The sequence below is a fragment of the Caulobacter sp. GW821-FHT11A05 genome, assembly GCF_058809015.1.
The window spans coordinates 187,590-202,251 of the sequence record NZ_JBXASF010000007.1; the positions used below are offsets into that span (position 1 = coordinate 187,590).

The window sequence follows — 14,662 nt, forward strand, 5'->3', positions numbered from 1 at the left end:
CTCTGATCAGCGCCCGCTCGTCTTCTGGTTTGCCAGCTGGGCCCCGACTTTCGTCGGGGAAATCGGTGGTGGTGTTGAACTGCTGGCCGCGCGCTACATTCCCCCTCCATGCGCGCCCTCGCCCGCCTGCTCGACCGGCTCAGCCTCACCGCTTCGCGCAACGCCAAGCTGGTGCTGGTGCGCGACTTTCTGAACGGCCAGCCGGACCCGGACCGCGGCTGGGCGCTGGCGGCGATGACCGGCGACCTCAGCTTCTCCGCCGCCAAGCCGGCGGCCATCCGCAAGGCGGTGGAGGCGCGGATGGATCCAGTGCTGTTCGGCTGGTCCTACGACTATGTCGGCGATCTGGCCGAGACCGTCGCCCTGGTCTGGCCGGCCGAGCGCGGGGCCAACCGCGAGCCGGAACTGTCGGAGGTGGTCGAAGCCCTGCGCACCGCCAAGCGGGCCGAGGTGCAGCCGATGATCGAGCGCTGGCTCGACGCCCTGGAGCCGGACGGACGCTGGGCCCTCTTGAAACTGCTGACCGGTGGCTTGCGGGTCGGATTCTCGGCCCGGCTGGCCAAGCAGGCCTGCGCCGATCTGGCCGCCCTGCACGGCCAGGCCATAGGCGTCCCGCAGATCGAGGAGGTCTGGCATGCGATGGAGCCTCCCTACGAGGACCTGTTCGCCTGGCTGGAAGGCCGCTCCGAGGCGCCGAGCGCCGACCATCCCGGCCGTTTCCGCTCGGTGATGCTGGCCCATCCGATCGACGAGGAGACCCACTTCCCCAAGCTGGACCCGGCCGACTATGCGGCCGAATGGAAATGGGACGGCATCCGCATCCAGGCGGTCAGCGAACGAGGAGAGCGGCGGCTCTACACCCGCACCGGCGACGACATCAGCCATACGTTTCCGGACGTGCTGGCCCATATGAGCTTCGAAGGCGCGATCGACGGCGAGCTGCTGGTCATCCGCGACGGGGCGCTGGCCAGCTTCGGCGATCTGCAGCAAAGGCTGAACCGCAAGGCCGTCGACGCCAAGCTGATGGAGCTCTACCCGGCCGCCATCCGCGCCTACGACCTGCTGCTCGACGGCGAGACCGACCTGCGGGACATGAGTTTCGCCGTGCGCCGCAAGCGCCTGGAAGCCTTTGTCGCAGGCGCCGCCTCGCCGCGCATCGATCTGTCGCCCATGCAGCCCTTCGCGTCCTGGGAAGAGCTGGCGGCCTTGCGGGCCCATCCGCCCGAGGGCGACGCGGCCCTGTCCGAGGGGCTGATGCTCAAGCGCTGGGACAGCCTCTATGAGGCCGGGCGGCCGAAGGGGCCGTGGTTCAAGTGGAAGCGCGATCCGCACCTGATCGACGCGGTGCTGATGTACGCCCAGCGCGGCCACGGCAAGCGGTCGAGCTTCTATAGCGACTACACCTTCGGCGTCTGGCGCGAGGACGAGGCCGGCAACCGGGCGCTGACGCCGGTCGGCAAGGCCTATTTCGGCTTCACCGACGAGGAGCTGAAACAGCTCGACAAGTTCGTCCGCGACAACACCGTCGACCGCTTCGGCCCGGTGCGGTCGGTGAAGGCGAACCTGGATTTCGGCCTGGTGCTGGAGGTGGCCTTCGAGGGGCTGCAGCGCTCCAGCCGCCACAAGAGCGGGGTGGCCATGCGGTTTCCGCGCATCAGCCGCATCCGCTGGGACAAGCCGGCCCGCGAGGCGGACGAACTGGAGACACTGGAGCGAATGCTCGATTAGGGTAGGCGCAAACGGAGACGCCCGATGCTCGCCCTCTATGGCCACCACTTCTCGTCCTACACCCAGAAGGCCAAGACCGCCCTCTACGAGAACGACACCCCGTTCGAGTTCCGCGAGATCGGGCCGGACACGCCGCAGCACGTCGGGGTCTGGCTGGAGAAGTGGCCGCTGGCCAAGTTTCCGATGCTGGTCGACGGCGACACCACCGTGGTCGAGGCCAGCATCATCATCGAGTACCTGCAGCTAAAGCATCCGGGGCCGGTGCGGCTGATCCCGGACGATGCGATGAAGGCGCTGGACGTGCGCTTCATGGACCGCTTCTTCGACCTGCATGTGATGGACGCCATGCAGGTGGCGGTGGCCAGCAAGATCGGCCAGATCCCGATGAAGAGCGCGGACGGCCTGATCCTGGCCCACGAGCGGCTGCGCAAGGCCTACGGCTGGCTGGACGGGGCTTTGGCCGGAAAGACCTGGGCCTGCGGCGACGACTACAGCATGGCCGACACGGCGGCCTCGATGTCGCTGTTCTATGCCGACTGGGTGCTGGAGATCACCGACGAATGGCCGGTGCTGCGGGGGTACCGACAGCGGCTGCTGAAACGGCCGTCGTTCGCGCGGTGCGTGGAAGAGGCGCGGTATTTCCGGGCGTTCTTCCCACTCGGCGCGCCGGATCGGGATTAGGCCTTCGCTCTCCCCCATTGAAAATGGGGGAGTGGCTTTGGCGAGCGCTGCAAGCGAGCCAAACCGAGGGGGTCCCCCCACTGCCGGTTCAGAACGACACCCTTCAACCGTGGCGCTGCCCCGCCTCCTGGTCCGTCGCTCACGCTCCGAACCGTCCTCCGCCCCCTCTCGGGGGCGGAGAGCGAAGCTCACTGCCGGCCGCCGCTAGCCGTTGAAGCCCTTCACCGCGTCGATGATCTGCTGCTGCACGGCCTCGTCCATGTAGGGGTGCATCGGCAGGGCCAGAACGGTCTCGGCCAGGGCCTCGGTCACCGGCAGGCCGCCGGGGCCTTGCGGGAAGTGGGCGTAGGGCGCCTGCACATGCATCGGCACGGGGTAGTAGACGGCGGTCGGCACGCCCTGCGTCTTCAGGTGGGCGGCGAGGCCGTCGCGGTTGGCGTGCTCGATGACGTACTGGGCCCAGACCGAGACGCCGCCGTCGATGACCTTGGGGGTCGAGGTCACCGAGCCCGCCAAGCCCGCCGCATAGCGGTCGGCGACGGCCTGGCGCATCTGGATCTCCTCGGGGAAGATGGCCAGCTTCTCGATCAGGATGGCGGCCTGGATGGAGTCCAGGCGGCTGTTCATGCCGATGCGGGTGTTGAGGTACTTGGTCTCGTGCTCGAAGGTGCGGCCGACGAGGTCAGGGGTCACCGCCTTGCCGTGGACGCGGTAGCTGTCCATCAGGTCCCACAATTCCTGGTCCTTGCAGACCACGGCCCCGCCGTCGCCGTAGCAGCCGAGCGGCTTGGCCGGGAAGAAGCTGGTGGTGGCGACATCGGCCCAGTGAATCGGGTGATGGCCGTTCAGGGTGCAGCCGAAGCCCTGGGCGCTGTCGCTGATCAGCTTGAGGCCGTGTTTGTCACAGATGGCGCGCAGGGCCGGGTAGTCGGCCGGCTGGCCGAACAGGTCGACAGCGACGACCACGGCCGGGCGCAGGCGGCCTTCGGCCTTGGTGGCCAGGATCGTCGCCTCCAGATGGGCCGGGTCCATGTTGAAGGTGTCCGGCAGCACATCGACGAACACCGGCGTGGCGTTCGTCCAGGGCACGACTTCCGGCGTCGCCGCGAAGGTGAAGCTGGGGCAGAAGACCGCGTCGCCCTCGCCGATCCCCCAGGCCATCAGCGGCAGGGCGATGGCGTCGGTGCCGTTGGCGCAGGAGAGCGCCAGCGGGGCCTGGCCGAAGGCGGCGAGTTCGGCCTCGAACTGGCGGACCTCCGGGCCCATGACATAGGCGCCGTGGTCGAGGACGCGGGCGATGCCGGCGTCGATCTTGTCGCGGATGCGCCGCTGCTGGGCGGCGAGGTCGATGAAGGCGATGCTCATGGCCCGGCCCTTTAGGCTCCCCTGCCCGTGGTTTCGACACAACAGTCGTAACCGGATGTTTCCCCGATTCAGGAACCCGTTGCGAGGACTTCCGTTGCCGGTATGGGGTGGGCGTATGACTCACACGGATTCATGGCTGGCTTTTCGTTCGCGGACATTCCGCGCCTGTTGCCCAAGGTGAGCGCCCAACAGCTTCTCGGCGCCGGGCTGATCGATCGCGGCACGCAGCTGGCGATCGACCTGTTGGTCGCGCTGATCATCGCGGTGGTCACCTTCTGGGCCGCCCGCTGGCTGTCGGCCCTGGTCAGGCGGGCGCTCAGCGTCGGCCGCCACCATCCGCCCGACGCCACCCTGCAGACCTTCGCCTCCAGCCTGGTCCGCTACATCGTCATCATCGTCGGGGCGGTGGCGGTGCTGCAGCAGCTGGGGGTCAAGACCACCTCCATCATCGCCGTGCTGGGCGCCGCCTCCCTGGCGGTGGGTCTGGCCTTGCAGGGGGCGCTGACCAATGTCGCGGCCGGGGTGATGATCCTGGCCTTCCGGCCCTACCGGGTCGGCGACGTCATCGAGACCGGCGGCAGGAAGGGCACGGTGCGGGCGCTGGACCTGTTCACCACCGAGCTGACCACGGCCGACAACCTCAAGGTCATGCTGCCCAACAGCAAGGTGTTCGGCGACGTCATCGTCAACCACAGCTTCCATGAGCGCCGCCGCGCCGACGCCCTGCTGAAGATTCCCGTCACCGCCGACCTGATGGCGGTGATGGCCGGTCTCAAGGCCCGGGCTGAAGCCGATCCGCGGGTGCTGAAGGACGCCCCCGTGGCCGTCGAGGTGGTCAGCGTCGGCCACGACAATGTCGAGGTGGCGGTCCGCGCCTGGGTCCTGCCGCATGACCACGGCGACGTAACGGCCGACCTGCTGCTGGCGGGCCGGCTGTTGGCGGCGGGCCAGCCGCCGCCGCCGCCACCGCCCGAGCCGCCGAAGAAGCTCAGCCCGCCAAAGCCTGCGAGAGGTCGGAAATCAGGTCTTGGCAATCTTCGATCCCGACTGAAAGGCGGACCAGACCGTCCGTGATGCCCACCGCCGCCCGCTGCTCGGGCGGGATGGAGGCGTGGGTCATGATGGCCGGATGCTCGATCAGGCTTTCGACGCCGCCGAGGGATTCGGCCAGGGTGAACAGGCGTGTGCGTTCCAGCAGCTTGCGGCTGGGGGCCAGGCCGCCCTTGATCTCCACCGAGATGATGCCGCCGAAGCCGCCGGTCATCTGGCGTTTGGCCAGCTCATGCTGCGGGTGGGACTTGAGGCCCGGGTAGATGACCTTCTCGACGGCCGGATGCGCCTCGAGCCATTCGGCGATCTTCAGGCCGCTTTCGCAGTGGCGCTGCATGCGCAGGGCCAGGGTCTTGAGGCCCCGCAGCGCCAGGAAGCTGTCGAACGGGCCGCTGATGGCCCCGACGGCGTTCTGCAGGAACTTCATCTGGGCGCCGAGCTCCTCGTTGTCGCCGACGATGGCGACGCCGCCGACCATGTCCGAATGGCCGTTGAGGTATTTGGTCGTCGAGTGGGTGACCAGATCGAAGCCCAGCTCCAGCGGCCGCTGCACATAGGGGCTGGCGAAGGTGTTGTCGGCGACCGTGAGCAGGCCATGCTTCTTGGCCAGCTGGGCGACGGCCGCCAGGTCGACCAGCCGCAGGGTCGGGTTGGTCGGGGTCTCGACCCACAGCATCTTGGTCTCGGGCCGGATGGCGGCCTCGATGGCGGCCAGGTCGCTCATGTCGACGAAGCTGAACGACAGGCCGGCCGAGCGCTTCTTGACCCGCTCGAACAGCCGGTAGCTGCCGCCGTAGAGGTCGTCGGTGGCGATGACGTGGGCGCCGGTGTCCAGGCACTCCATCACCGTCGCCGCGCAGGCCAGGCCCGAGGCGAAGGCGAACGCCTGAGTCCCGCTCTCCAGGTCGGCGATGCAGCGCTCGAAGGCGAAGCGGGTCGGGTTCTGGCTGCGGGCGTACTCATAGCCCTTGTGCACGCCGGGGCTTTCCTGGGCGTAGGTGCTGGTGGCGTAGATCGGCGGCATCACCGCCCCCGTCGTCGGGTCGGGGCTCTGGCCGGCGTGGATGGTGCGGGTGGCGAAGGCCAGGCGGTTCTTGCCGTCGGTGGGGGTGCTCATCACTCTTCGGGTCCTGGCATCTTCTGGAAGTTGAAGCGGGCCGGTTGCGGCGTGATCCAGCCGGCGGCCTCGCTGAGATAGACATTCGACACCGCGACGAAAGTCTCGGGTGCGTCGAGGGTGGCGGCGAACAGGTTGACCAGGGCCGTATTGCCCGCCGACTGGGCCCAGACCCGCCCACCGCAACGGGCGCAGTGATGGGTCTGGACCCGGTGGCCGGTCTCGGAATCGCGATGGTAGGCGTGAGTCTCGCCGGTGAAGGCCACCGTCCCGGCCGGAACCGAGAAGGCCGAAACGAACGGCGCGCCGCTCAGCTTCTGGCAGGCGTTGCAGTGGCAGTTGACCGACCACACCGGCGGGGCCGTGCAGACATAGCGCACGGACCCGCACAGGCAGCCGCCGGAAAACGGCGGCGCCATCCCGGCCAGGGCCTTCATCAGGCGGTCCGGCGCAGGTGGTTGATGAGGTCCACCCGGGTGATCAGGCCCAGCAGTTCGTCGCCGTCCATGACCACCGCCACCTCGTCGCGCTCGAACACCGGGTTGAGCGCCGACAGCGGCTGGTGGCTTTCCAGGGTGCGGACGTTGCGGGTCATGGCCGCCCCGACCTTGGAGGCGAAGCCTTCGCCGTCATGAGCGCGTGCGACGGCGGTCAGGACGTCGCTCTCGTCGAGGATGCCGACCAGCTTGCCGTGATCGACCACCGGCAGCTGGCTGATGTCGGCGCTGCGCATGCGGTTGTAGGCGGTCAGCAGGGTGTCGTCCGGGCCGATGGTAATCACCCCGCCGTCGCTGTAGCGCTTGGCGATCAGGTCGGAGATGTCGCCCCGCGCCTGGCGGTCCTCGAAGCCGTGGGCGGAGACCCACAGGTCGTTGAACATCTTGGTCAGGTATTTGGCGCCGGTGTCGCAGACGAGACTCACCACCCGCTTGGGCTCGGTCTGCTCGCGGCAGTATTTCAGCGCCGCCGCCAAGAGGGTGCCCGACGAGCTGCCGGCCAGGATGCCTTCCTTCTGCAGCAGTTCACGGGCCGTCTCGACGCTCTCGCGGTCGCTGATGGCGTAGGCCTTGGAGACCAGGTCCATCTGGGCGTTGGCCGGGATGAAGTCCTCGCCGATGCCCTCGACGATCCAGCTGCCGGCCTCGCCGTAGGTGCCGGTGTTGACGTAGTCGTAAAGGATCGAGCCGACCGGATCGGCCAGGATCATCTTGGTCTTCGGACTGTGCTTCTGGAAGTAGCGGCCAAGGCCGGTGAGCGTGCCGCCCGACCCGACCCCGACCACCATGGCGTCGATGTCGCCGTCCATCTGGGTGAGGATCTCGGGGCCCGTCGTCGTCTCGTGGGCGTAGGGGTTTGCCGGGTTCTCGAACTGGTTGACGTACAGCGAGCCCGGCAGGCCCTGGGCGATGGTCTGGGCCATGTCCTGGTAGTATTCGGGGTGGCCCTTGCCGACGTCCGAGCGGGTGATGCGCACATCGACGCCCATGGCCCGCAGGTGGAGGATCTTCTCCCGCGCCATCTTGTCCGGCACGATCAGGATCAGCTTGTAGCCCTTCAGGGTGGCGACCTGCGCCAGGCCCAGGCCCGTGTTGCCGGCCGTCGCCTCGATGATGACCCCGCCGGGCTTGAGGGTTCCGTCCTTCTCGGCCGCCTCGATCATCGAGCGGGCGATGCGGTCCTTGATCGAGCCGCCGGGGTTCTGGTTCTCCAGCTTGAGGAACAGGCGGCAGAGGCCGGTGTCGATCTTGCTGACCTCGACCATGGGCGTCATGCCGATGAGGTCGAGCGCCGAGTGCGAGGCGGCGGGCAATTGCGTCATGGGGTTTTCCGGTGAACGCCCCTCAGGAGGCGGAATTGTCCCCTGCCTAACGCGTCAGCGGGCATGAAGGAAGCGCAAGCCTGCGTTACAGCGGCAGACCCGTGCGCGAGGCGGCGTCGAGCAGGAAGTCCTCCAGGTCGCCTTCCTCGTAGAGGTAGCCGTCGATCCCGGCCGCCCTGGCCGCCTGCATGTCGGCCGGCTTGTCGCCGATCATCAGGGCGCGGCCGGGCGCGATGCCGAAGTCGCTGAGCGCCCGCAGGATCATGCCGGGGTTGGGCTTGCGGTCAGGGTGGTCGGCCTGGCGGTAGCGATCCTCAGCGGCGGCCTCGTGGAAGGGGCAGAAGTAGATGCCGTCGATGCGGCCGCCCTCGGCCGCCAGCTGCCGCTTCATCTCGGCATGGAAGCCGTGCATCTGGTCTTCGCTGTAGTAGCCCCGGCCGATCCCCGACTGGTTGGTGGCGATCAGCACCATCCCGCCAGCCTCGTTGACCCGCCGGATGGCGGCCTTGGCGCCGGGGATCCAGACCAGCTTGGCCGGCTCATAGGCATAGCCGTAGTCCTCGTTGAGGACGCCGTCGCGGTCGAAGATCACGGCGAAAGGGGCGGGCATGGGCCGTATGTAGGGTGCGTCGGCGACCCGGGCCAAGCCCGCTCACGTCGGCATGGACCGCCTTTTTCGATCCGCCATCTCCAGGAGCAGGGTCGCCGCCACCCTGGCGCCGTCGGTGCGGATCTGGCCCGCCACCTCTGTCGCCCGGTCGCGGGTTTCGGGGGCCAGGGCGATGCCAAGCGCCGCCGACAGCGACTCCGCCGTCAAGGCCGGCCCGTCGTGGGCCGCGCCGACGCCCAGCGCCGCCACGCGGGCCGCATGGTAGGGCTGGTCGGCGATCTGGGCGACCACCACCTGAGGCGCCCCGGCCCGGGCGGCCGTGTGGGTGGTGCCGGCCCCGCCGTGGTGGACGACGGCGGCAAGGCGGGGGAACAGGGCCTGCTGGTTGATCTCGCCGATGACCAGGACGTCGTCGCCGGCCGCCTCCAGGTCGAGTCCGGCCCAGCCCTGGCCGAGGATCAGCCGGCGGCCGTGGGCGCGGGCCGCCTCCAGGCCGGCCCGGGCGGCGGCCTTCAGCACCGGCATCGGCATGCTGCCGAAGCCCAGGTAGACCGGCGGCGCGCCGGCGCTCAGGAAGGCTTCGACGGGCTCCGGCAGGGGGCGCTCGTCGGGCAGGATCCAGGCGCCGGTCTGCACCGGATGGATGAGGTCGGTCGGCAGCCAGGGGGCCAGCACCGGGTCCGCCGCCAGCAGGGGCCGGTCAGTCATCACGTGGTCGCGCAGGCCCGCCACCGGCGGCAGGCCGAGGCGGCTGCGCAGGGCGCTGGTCGCGGCGCCGAAGATGCCGTTCATCGCATCGCTGTTCAGCGCCCAGAGCCGCCGGTTATCGGTGATCTCCTCAGGCACGGGGTGGCCCGGGAAGGCCAGGGGTCGGTGATGCTCCGACGGCAGGAAGGCCGGGCAGTAGGCGCCATGGACGTGCGGCAGACCCCGCAGCTCGGCGACGCAGACGGCGGCGACCGTCGAAGGAAACAGGCCGATGTCAAAGATCGCGTCGCAGCCCTCGGCCGCCGCCATCAGGACCTCGAACTGGCCGTTCAGCACCAGGGCGGCGCGCTCGGGCAGGGTCATGGGCGGATCGTTGGCCAGGGCCCCGGCGATCCACTGGCGCACGGAGGTGAAGGCGGGAACCAGGGTGGCGCCGGCCCGCGTCACCAGGGCGGCGAATTCCGTATCGGGCGGGGCGCAGACCACCGCCTCTCCGCCGAGCGCCTGAACCTGAGCCGCCAGGCCCGCCACCGGCTCGACATCACCCCGCGATCCAAAGGTCGACAGCAAGATACGCATCTGATGCTCCCATGGGTTTGAGGGCTCCGAAGACTGCGCATAAATCGCCGCCTGCCAATTCTTGATCTTGGATGTTTCGTCCCCACTTCCAATCCAGGCAGGGCGAGACGTCCGCCGTTTCCCCTATGCTGGCCGCCATGGGCCTGATGTTCACCAAACGCCTGCGCGAGCCGATCCGGCGTGGCGAGATCGACTGCACCGTGCGCATCTGGCAGTCGCCCAGGGTCAAGGTCGGCAACCGCTACGCCATGGAGGGCGGGGAGGTGGAGGTGCTGCGCATCCGCCAGATCGAGCTGGCCGACATCACGCCGGCGCTGGCGCGGCGGTCAGGGTTCGAGGGGGTCGTCGACCTTTTGAAGGTCGCCAAGCATGGCTCGGGGCAGAACGTCTATCTGATCGACTTCGTGTTTCACCCGGCCGAGTGACGGCGCCCTAAGGGGACAGGTTGGCTGCGGAGCAGCCTACCTGTCCCCGGTCAGCGCCGGCGACGGGGCCTGGCGGGATCCAGCCGCCTAAAACGCCCTGCCAACCGGCCGGGCAGGCGCCTTCTCCAGTCAGCGAGCAAACCGGGGACAGGTAGCGCACTTGCGTGCGCAACCTGTCCCCCCTCGACGGCCGAACCATTTTATTTTAAGCTTAAAGCATGTCGAGACAGCCGCCTGTCCGCAACATAGCCATCGTCGGGGCCGGCCCCGGCGGGCTCTATCTCGCCATCTCCCTGAAGCTGCGCGATCCGACCCTCCAGGTGACGGTGCATGAGCGCAACCGGCCGGACGACACCTTTGGCTGGGGGGTGGTGTTCTCGGATCAGACGCTGGCCAATCTGAAGGCCAACGATCCGGAGACGGCGGGCCTCATCGAGGCGGCCTTCGTCCACTGGGACGACATCGACGTCCATATCCATGGCCAGACGATCCGCTCCGGCGGCCATGGCTTCGCGGGGATCGGGCGGCAGCGGCTGCTGAACATCCTGCACGGGCGGGCGCGGTCACTCGGCGTCGATCTGCGCTTCGAAAGCGAGGTCGATCCGGCGGCGCTGGAGGCCGATCTGGTGGTCGCCGCCGACGGGCTGAACAGTCGGGCGCGCAACGAGCGGCCCGAGGTGTTCGGCGTCGATGTCGACGTGCGGGCCAACAAATATGTCTGGCTGGGGACGGCCAAGGCCTTCGACGCCTTCACCTTCGCCTTCGCCCTGACCCCGCACGGCTGGATCTGGGCCCATGCCTACCGGTTCGAGGAGGGCGGCTCGACCTTCATCGTCGAATGTTCGGAGGCGACCTGGCGCGGGCTGGGCTTCGACCGCATGGACCAGGACGAGACCTGCCGGGCGGCCGAGGCGCTGTTCGCCGACTGGCTGGACGGCCATGCGCTGATGAGCAATGCGCGGCATCTGCGCGGCTCGGCCTGGCTCAACTTTCCGCGGGTGGCCTGTTCGAGCTGGCGGGACGGCAGGCTGGTGCTGCTCGGCGACGCGGCCCACACGGCCCACTTCTCGATCGGCTCGGGCACCAAGCTGGCCTTCGAGGACGCCATCCGTCTCGCCGAGGCGGTGACGGAGAGCGACGATCTGGATGCAGGCCTCGCCGCCTACGAGGCCGACCGGCGGGTCGAGGTGCTGAAGCTGCAGAGCGCCGCCCGCAACTCGACCGAATGGTTCGAGACCCTGGAGCGCTACACGAGCCTCGACCCCCTGCAGTTCGCCTACAGCCTGCTGACCCGCAGCCAGCGGGTCAGCCATGAGAACCTGCGGCTGCGCGACGGCGACTTCCTGGCCGGCCTCGAGCGCTGGTTCGCAACCCAGGCCGGGGCGCCGCCGAGCCGCAAACCGCCGCCGCCGATGTTCACGCCGCTGCGGCTTAGGGGACTGACCCTGCCCAACCGCGTGGTGGTCTCGCCGATGTGCATGTACGCCGCCGAGGACGGCCTGGTCGGCGACTTCCACCTCGTCCACCTCGGCGGCCGGGCGCTCGGTGGCGCCGGCCTGGTGTTCACCGAGATGACCGACGTCAGCGCCGACGGCCGCATCTCGCCCGGTTGCGCCGGGATGTACCGCGAGGACCATCGCGACGCCTGGGCCCGTATCGTCGACTTCGTTCATGCCCAGGGCGCGCGGATCTGCCAGCAGCTGGCCCACGCCGGCCGCAAGGGTTCGGTCGAGCGCCCCTGGGGGCCGCGCGCCGACCTGCCGCTGGAAGAGGGCGGCTGGGAGCTCATCGCCCCCTCCCCCATCCCCTGGTCGGACCGCGACCAGGTCCCGCGCCAGATGACCCGCGCCGACATGGACCGGGTGACCGCCGACTTCGTCCGCGCCACGCGCCTGGCCGACGAGGCCGGCTTCGACATGGTCGAGCTGCACTGCGCACACGGCTATCTGCTGTCGTCCTTCCTGACGCCCGTCTCCAACAAGCGGACTGACGACTACGGGGGCGGGCTCGAGAACCGCCTACGCTTTCCGCTGGAGGTGTTCGCCGCCATGCGCGCCGCATGGCCGGACGACAAGCCGATGTCGGTGCGGCTGTCGGCCACCGACTGGGTGGACGACGGCATCACCCCGGAGGAGTCGGTCGCCATCGCCCGGGCCTTCGCGCAGGCCGGTTGCGACCTGATCGACGTCTCGGCCGGCCAGACCAGCGAGGCGGCCCAGCCGGTCTACGGCCGCATGTTCCAGACCCCGTTCAGCGACCGCATCCGCAACGAGGCCGGGGTGGCGACCATGGCGGTCGGCAACATCTACGAGACCGACCACGTCAACTCGATCCTGGCCGCCGGCCGGGCCGACCTCTGCGCCCTGGCCAGGCCGCACCTGGCCGACCCCAACTGGACCCTGCGGGCCGCCGCCGAGCAGGGCTGGTTCTCAGCGCCGCCGCCCGTGCAGTACCTGGCCGGCTTCAGCCAGCTGGCCCGCAATCTTGAACGTCAGCAACAACAGGGACCGGTATGAGCCTCACAGGCAGACACGCCGTGGTCACCGGCGCCGGCTCGGGCATCGGCCGGGCCTGCGCTTTGGCCCTGGCCGGCGCGGGCGCCTGCGTCACCCTGATCGGCCGCCGGCATGAGGCGCTGGAAGAGACCCGCCAGCTGATCGGCGAAGCCGCCGCCACGGCCGCCGCCGACGTCACCGACGCGGCCGCCCTGGCCACCGCCCTGGAGCGGGGCCGGATGCACTTCGGCGCCATCGACATCCTGATCAACAACGCCGGCGGGACCAGCTCGGCCCCCTTCCTGAAGACCAGCGCCGCCGATTTGCGGGCCTCTCTGGCCCTCAACCTCGAGGCCCCGGCCGAGGCCGCCCGTCAGGTCCTGCCGGCCATGCTGGAGCGGGGTTGGGGCCGCATCGTCAACATCGCCTCGACGGCGGGGCTGAAAGGCTACGGCTACGTCTCGGCCTATGTCGCCGCCAAGCACGGCCTGGTCGGCCTGACCCGCGCCCTGGCCCTGGAGGTCGCCGCCAAGGGGGTGACGGTCAACGCCGTCTGCCCCGGGTTCACCGACACCGACCTGGTCGCCCGCTCCGTGCAGACCCTGGTGGGCAAGACCGGGCGCAGCGAGGACGAAGCCCGAGCCGCCCTGTTCACCACCAACCCGCTGGGCCGCCTGATCACACCGCAGGAGGTCGCCGCCCTGGTGCTCTGGCTGTGCGGCGAGGAGGCGGCGGCCGTCAACGGCGCGGCCCTGCCGGTCGCCGGGGGCGAGCTGTGAGCGCCGACGGCGGCGCTCTGCCCGACCGCCTCGGCGGCGCGCCGGACGGCAAGCGCTCCCTGCGCCTGTGGCTGCGGCTGCTGACCTGTTCCACCGCCATAGAGCAGCGCATCGCCCAGCGCCTGCGCGACGATTTCGGCTCCACCCTGCCGCGTTTCGACATGCTCTCGGCCCTCGACCGGGCCGGCGAGGCGGGCCTGACCATGGGCGAGCTGTCGCGGATGCTGATGGTCAGCAACGGCAACGTCACCGGCCTCGCCGCCCGGCTGAAGGCCGACGGCTGGGTCGAGCGGCTGGCCAGCGGCGACCGGCGGGTGCAGCGGCTGCGGCTGACGGCGCCCGGCCAGACGCGGTTCGACGAGATGGCCGCCGCCCATGAACACTGGATCGAAGACCTGCTGTCCGGCCTGACCGCCGGCGAGGCCGAAGACCTGACCCGCCTGCTGGAGCGAACCAAGAAATCGCTGCAGGCCACCGCTGGAGGAGCGAACCCATGAAGGCGAGCGATTATCGCGCCGAGCATTTCCTGTGGTCGGTGGAGGGCGGGGTCGGGACCCTGACCCTCAACCGGCCGGAGCGGAAGAACCCGCTGACCTTCGAGAGCTACGCCGAGATGCGCGACCTGTTCCGCAGCCTCGCGCAGGCCGACGACTGCAAGGCGGTGGTGATCACCGGGGCCGGCGGCAACTTCTCCTCCGGCGGCGACGTGCATGAGATCATCGGGCCGCTGACGAAGATGAGCATGCCGCAGTTGCTCGCCTTCACCCATATGACCGGCGATCTGGTGAAGGCCATGCGGGCCTGTCCCCAGCCGTTGATCGCCGCCATCGACGGGGTCTGCGCCGGGGCCGGGGCGATCATGGCCATGGCCAGCGACATGCGGATCGCCACCCCCAGGGCCAAGACCGCCTTCCTGTTCACCCGCGTCGGGCTGGCCGGCTGCGACATGGGCGCCTGCGCCATCCTGCCCCGGCTGATCGGCCAGGGACGGGCCTCGGAGCTGCTGTTCACCGGCAGGACGATGACCGCCGACGAGGGCGAGCGCTGGGGCTTCCACAATCGGCTGGTCGAGTCCGAGGCGCTGATGGAGACGGCCGTCGAACTGGCGAGGAGCCTGGCCAGTGGCCCGACCTTCGCCCACGGCATGACCAAGACCCAGCTCAACGTCGAATGGGACATGAGCCTGGACGCCGCCATCGAGGCCGAGGCCCAGGCCCAGGCCATCTGCATGCAGACCCAGGATTTCCGCCGCGCCTACGAGGCCTTCGCCGACAAGCGCCAGCCGGTGTTCGAGGGGAACTAGGGC

The 14,662-nt window shown here is 69.4% G+C and carries 14 protein-coding genes; 8 read left to right on the top strand and 6 right to left on the bottom strand.

From position 1 onward, the window contains the following. Positions 1–108 precede the first annotated feature (108 nt). Both AC1RSK_RS12230 and AC1RSK_RS12235 read left to right on the top strand, forming a co-directional pair. Entirely contained in the window at positions 109–1,728 is a 1,620-nt protein-coding gene (locus tag AC1RSK_RS12230; protein ID WP_492907821.1) for a cisplatin damage response ATP-dependent DNA ligase, read from the top strand. Between the two features lie 24 nt (positions 1,729–1,752). Further along, on the top strand, positions 1,753–2,409 hold the full coding sequence (locus tag AC1RSK_RS12235) for a glutathione S-transferase family protein (RefSeq protein WP_492907822.1): 657 nt from the start codon (positions 1,753–1,755) through the stop codon (positions 2,407–2,409). 204 nt (positions 2,410–2,613) lie between these two features. Here AC1RSK_RS12235 and AC1RSK_RS12240 read toward each other — a convergent pair whose 3' ends face one another. Further along, positions 2,614–3,774 (bottom strand): DegT/DnrJ/EryC1/StrS family aminotransferase, encoded by a 1,161-nt coding sequence (locus AC1RSK_RS12240; RefSeq protein ID WP_492907823.1) that lies wholly within the window; start codon positions 3,772–3,774, stop codon positions 2,614–2,616. A 132-nt stretch (positions 3,775–3,906) separates the two neighbouring features. On the opposite strand from AC1RSK_RS12240, the gene AC1RSK_RS12245 reads away from it, so the two are divergent. Then, positions 3,907–4,848 carry a mechanosensitive ion channel family protein gene (locus AC1RSK_RS12245; protein WP_492907824.1) on the top strand — a complete coding sequence of 314 codons (942 nt, stop codon included), beginning with the start codon at positions 3,907–3,909 and terminating at the stop codon, positions 4,846–4,848. Here AC1RSK_RS12245 and AC1RSK_RS12250 read toward each other — a convergent pair. From AC1RSK_RS12250 to AC1RSK_RS12270, 5 genes are all read right to left on the bottom strand, one after another. Beyond that, positions 4,763–5,941, bottom strand: a complete 1,179-nt coding sequence (locus AC1RSK_RS12250; protein ID WP_492907825.1) for a cystathionine gamma-synthase — start codon at positions 5,939–5,941, stop codon at positions 4,763–4,765. The two genes, AC1RSK_RS12245 and AC1RSK_RS12250, sit on opposite strands and share 86 nt — an antisense overlap. Further along, complete coding sequence (locus AC1RSK_RS12255; RefSeq protein WP_492907826.1) at positions 5,941–6,378, bottom strand: GFA family protein; 438 nt, start codon at positions 6,376–6,378, stop codon at positions 5,941–5,943. Before AC1RSK_RS12255 ends, AC1RSK_RS12250 begins: the two co-directional genes overlap by 1 nt. After that, on the bottom strand, positions 6,378–7,760 hold the full coding sequence (locus tag AC1RSK_RS12260; RefSeq protein ID WP_492907827.1) for a pyridoxal-phosphate dependent enzyme: 1,383 nt from the start codon (positions 7,758–7,760) through the stop codon (positions 6,378–6,380). Before AC1RSK_RS12260 ends, AC1RSK_RS12255 begins: the two co-directional genes overlap by 1 nt. Before the next feature lie 85 nt (positions 7,761–7,845). After that, on the bottom strand, positions 7,846–8,370 hold the full coding sequence (locus AC1RSK_RS12265) for a D-glycero-alpha-D-manno-heptose-1,7-bisphosphate 7-phosphatase (RefSeq protein ID WP_492907828.1): 525 nt from the start codon (positions 8,368–8,370) through the stop codon (positions 7,846–7,848). 42 nt (positions 8,371–8,412) lie between these two features. Beyond that, positions 8,413–9,657, bottom strand: a complete 1,245-nt coding sequence (locus AC1RSK_RS12270; protein ID WP_492907829.1) for a glycosyltransferase — start codon at positions 9,655–9,657, stop codon at positions 8,413–8,415. Between the two features lie 71 nt (positions 9,658–9,728). On the opposite strand from AC1RSK_RS12270, the gene AC1RSK_RS12275 reads away from it, so the two are divergent. The 5 genes from AC1RSK_RS12275 to AC1RSK_RS12295 all read left to right on the top strand — a co-directional run bounded on the left by AC1RSK_RS12275 (position 9,729) and on the right by AC1RSK_RS12295 (position 14,659). Further along, positions 9,729–10,082, top strand: a complete 354-nt coding sequence (locus AC1RSK_RS12275; RefSeq protein WP_492907830.1) for an ASCH domain-containing protein — start codon at positions 9,729–9,731, stop codon at positions 10,080–10,082. A gap of 218 nt (positions 10,083–10,300) precedes the next feature. Further along, positions 10,301–12,598, top strand: a complete 2,298-nt coding sequence (locus AC1RSK_RS12280) for a bifunctional salicylyl-CoA 5-hydroxylase/oxidoreductase (protein ID WP_492907831.1) — start codon at positions 10,301–10,303, stop codon at positions 12,596–12,598. Continuing rightward, positions 12,595–13,356 carry an SDR family NAD(P)-dependent oxidoreductase gene (locus AC1RSK_RS12285; RefSeq protein ID WP_492907832.1) on the top strand — a complete coding sequence of 254 codons (762 nt, stop codon included), beginning with the start codon at positions 12,595–12,597 and terminating at the stop codon, positions 13,354–13,356. The genes AC1RSK_RS12280 and AC1RSK_RS12285 overlap by 4 nt, the downstream gene beginning before the upstream one ends. Beyond that, positions 13,353–13,853, top strand: coding sequence for a MarR family winged helix-turn-helix transcriptional regulator (locus AC1RSK_RS12290; protein WP_492907833.1), 501 nt, complete (start codon positions 13,353–13,355; stop codon positions 13,851–13,853). Before AC1RSK_RS12285 ends, AC1RSK_RS12290 begins: the two co-directional genes overlap by 4 nt. Further along, positions 13,850–14,659, top strand: a complete 810-nt coding sequence (locus tag AC1RSK_RS12295; RefSeq protein ID WP_492907834.1) for an enoyl-CoA hydratase family protein — start codon at positions 13,850–13,852, stop codon at positions 14,657–14,659. The genes AC1RSK_RS12290 and AC1RSK_RS12295 overlap by 4 nt, the downstream gene beginning before the upstream one ends. Positions 14,660–14,662 lie beyond the last annotated feature (3 nt).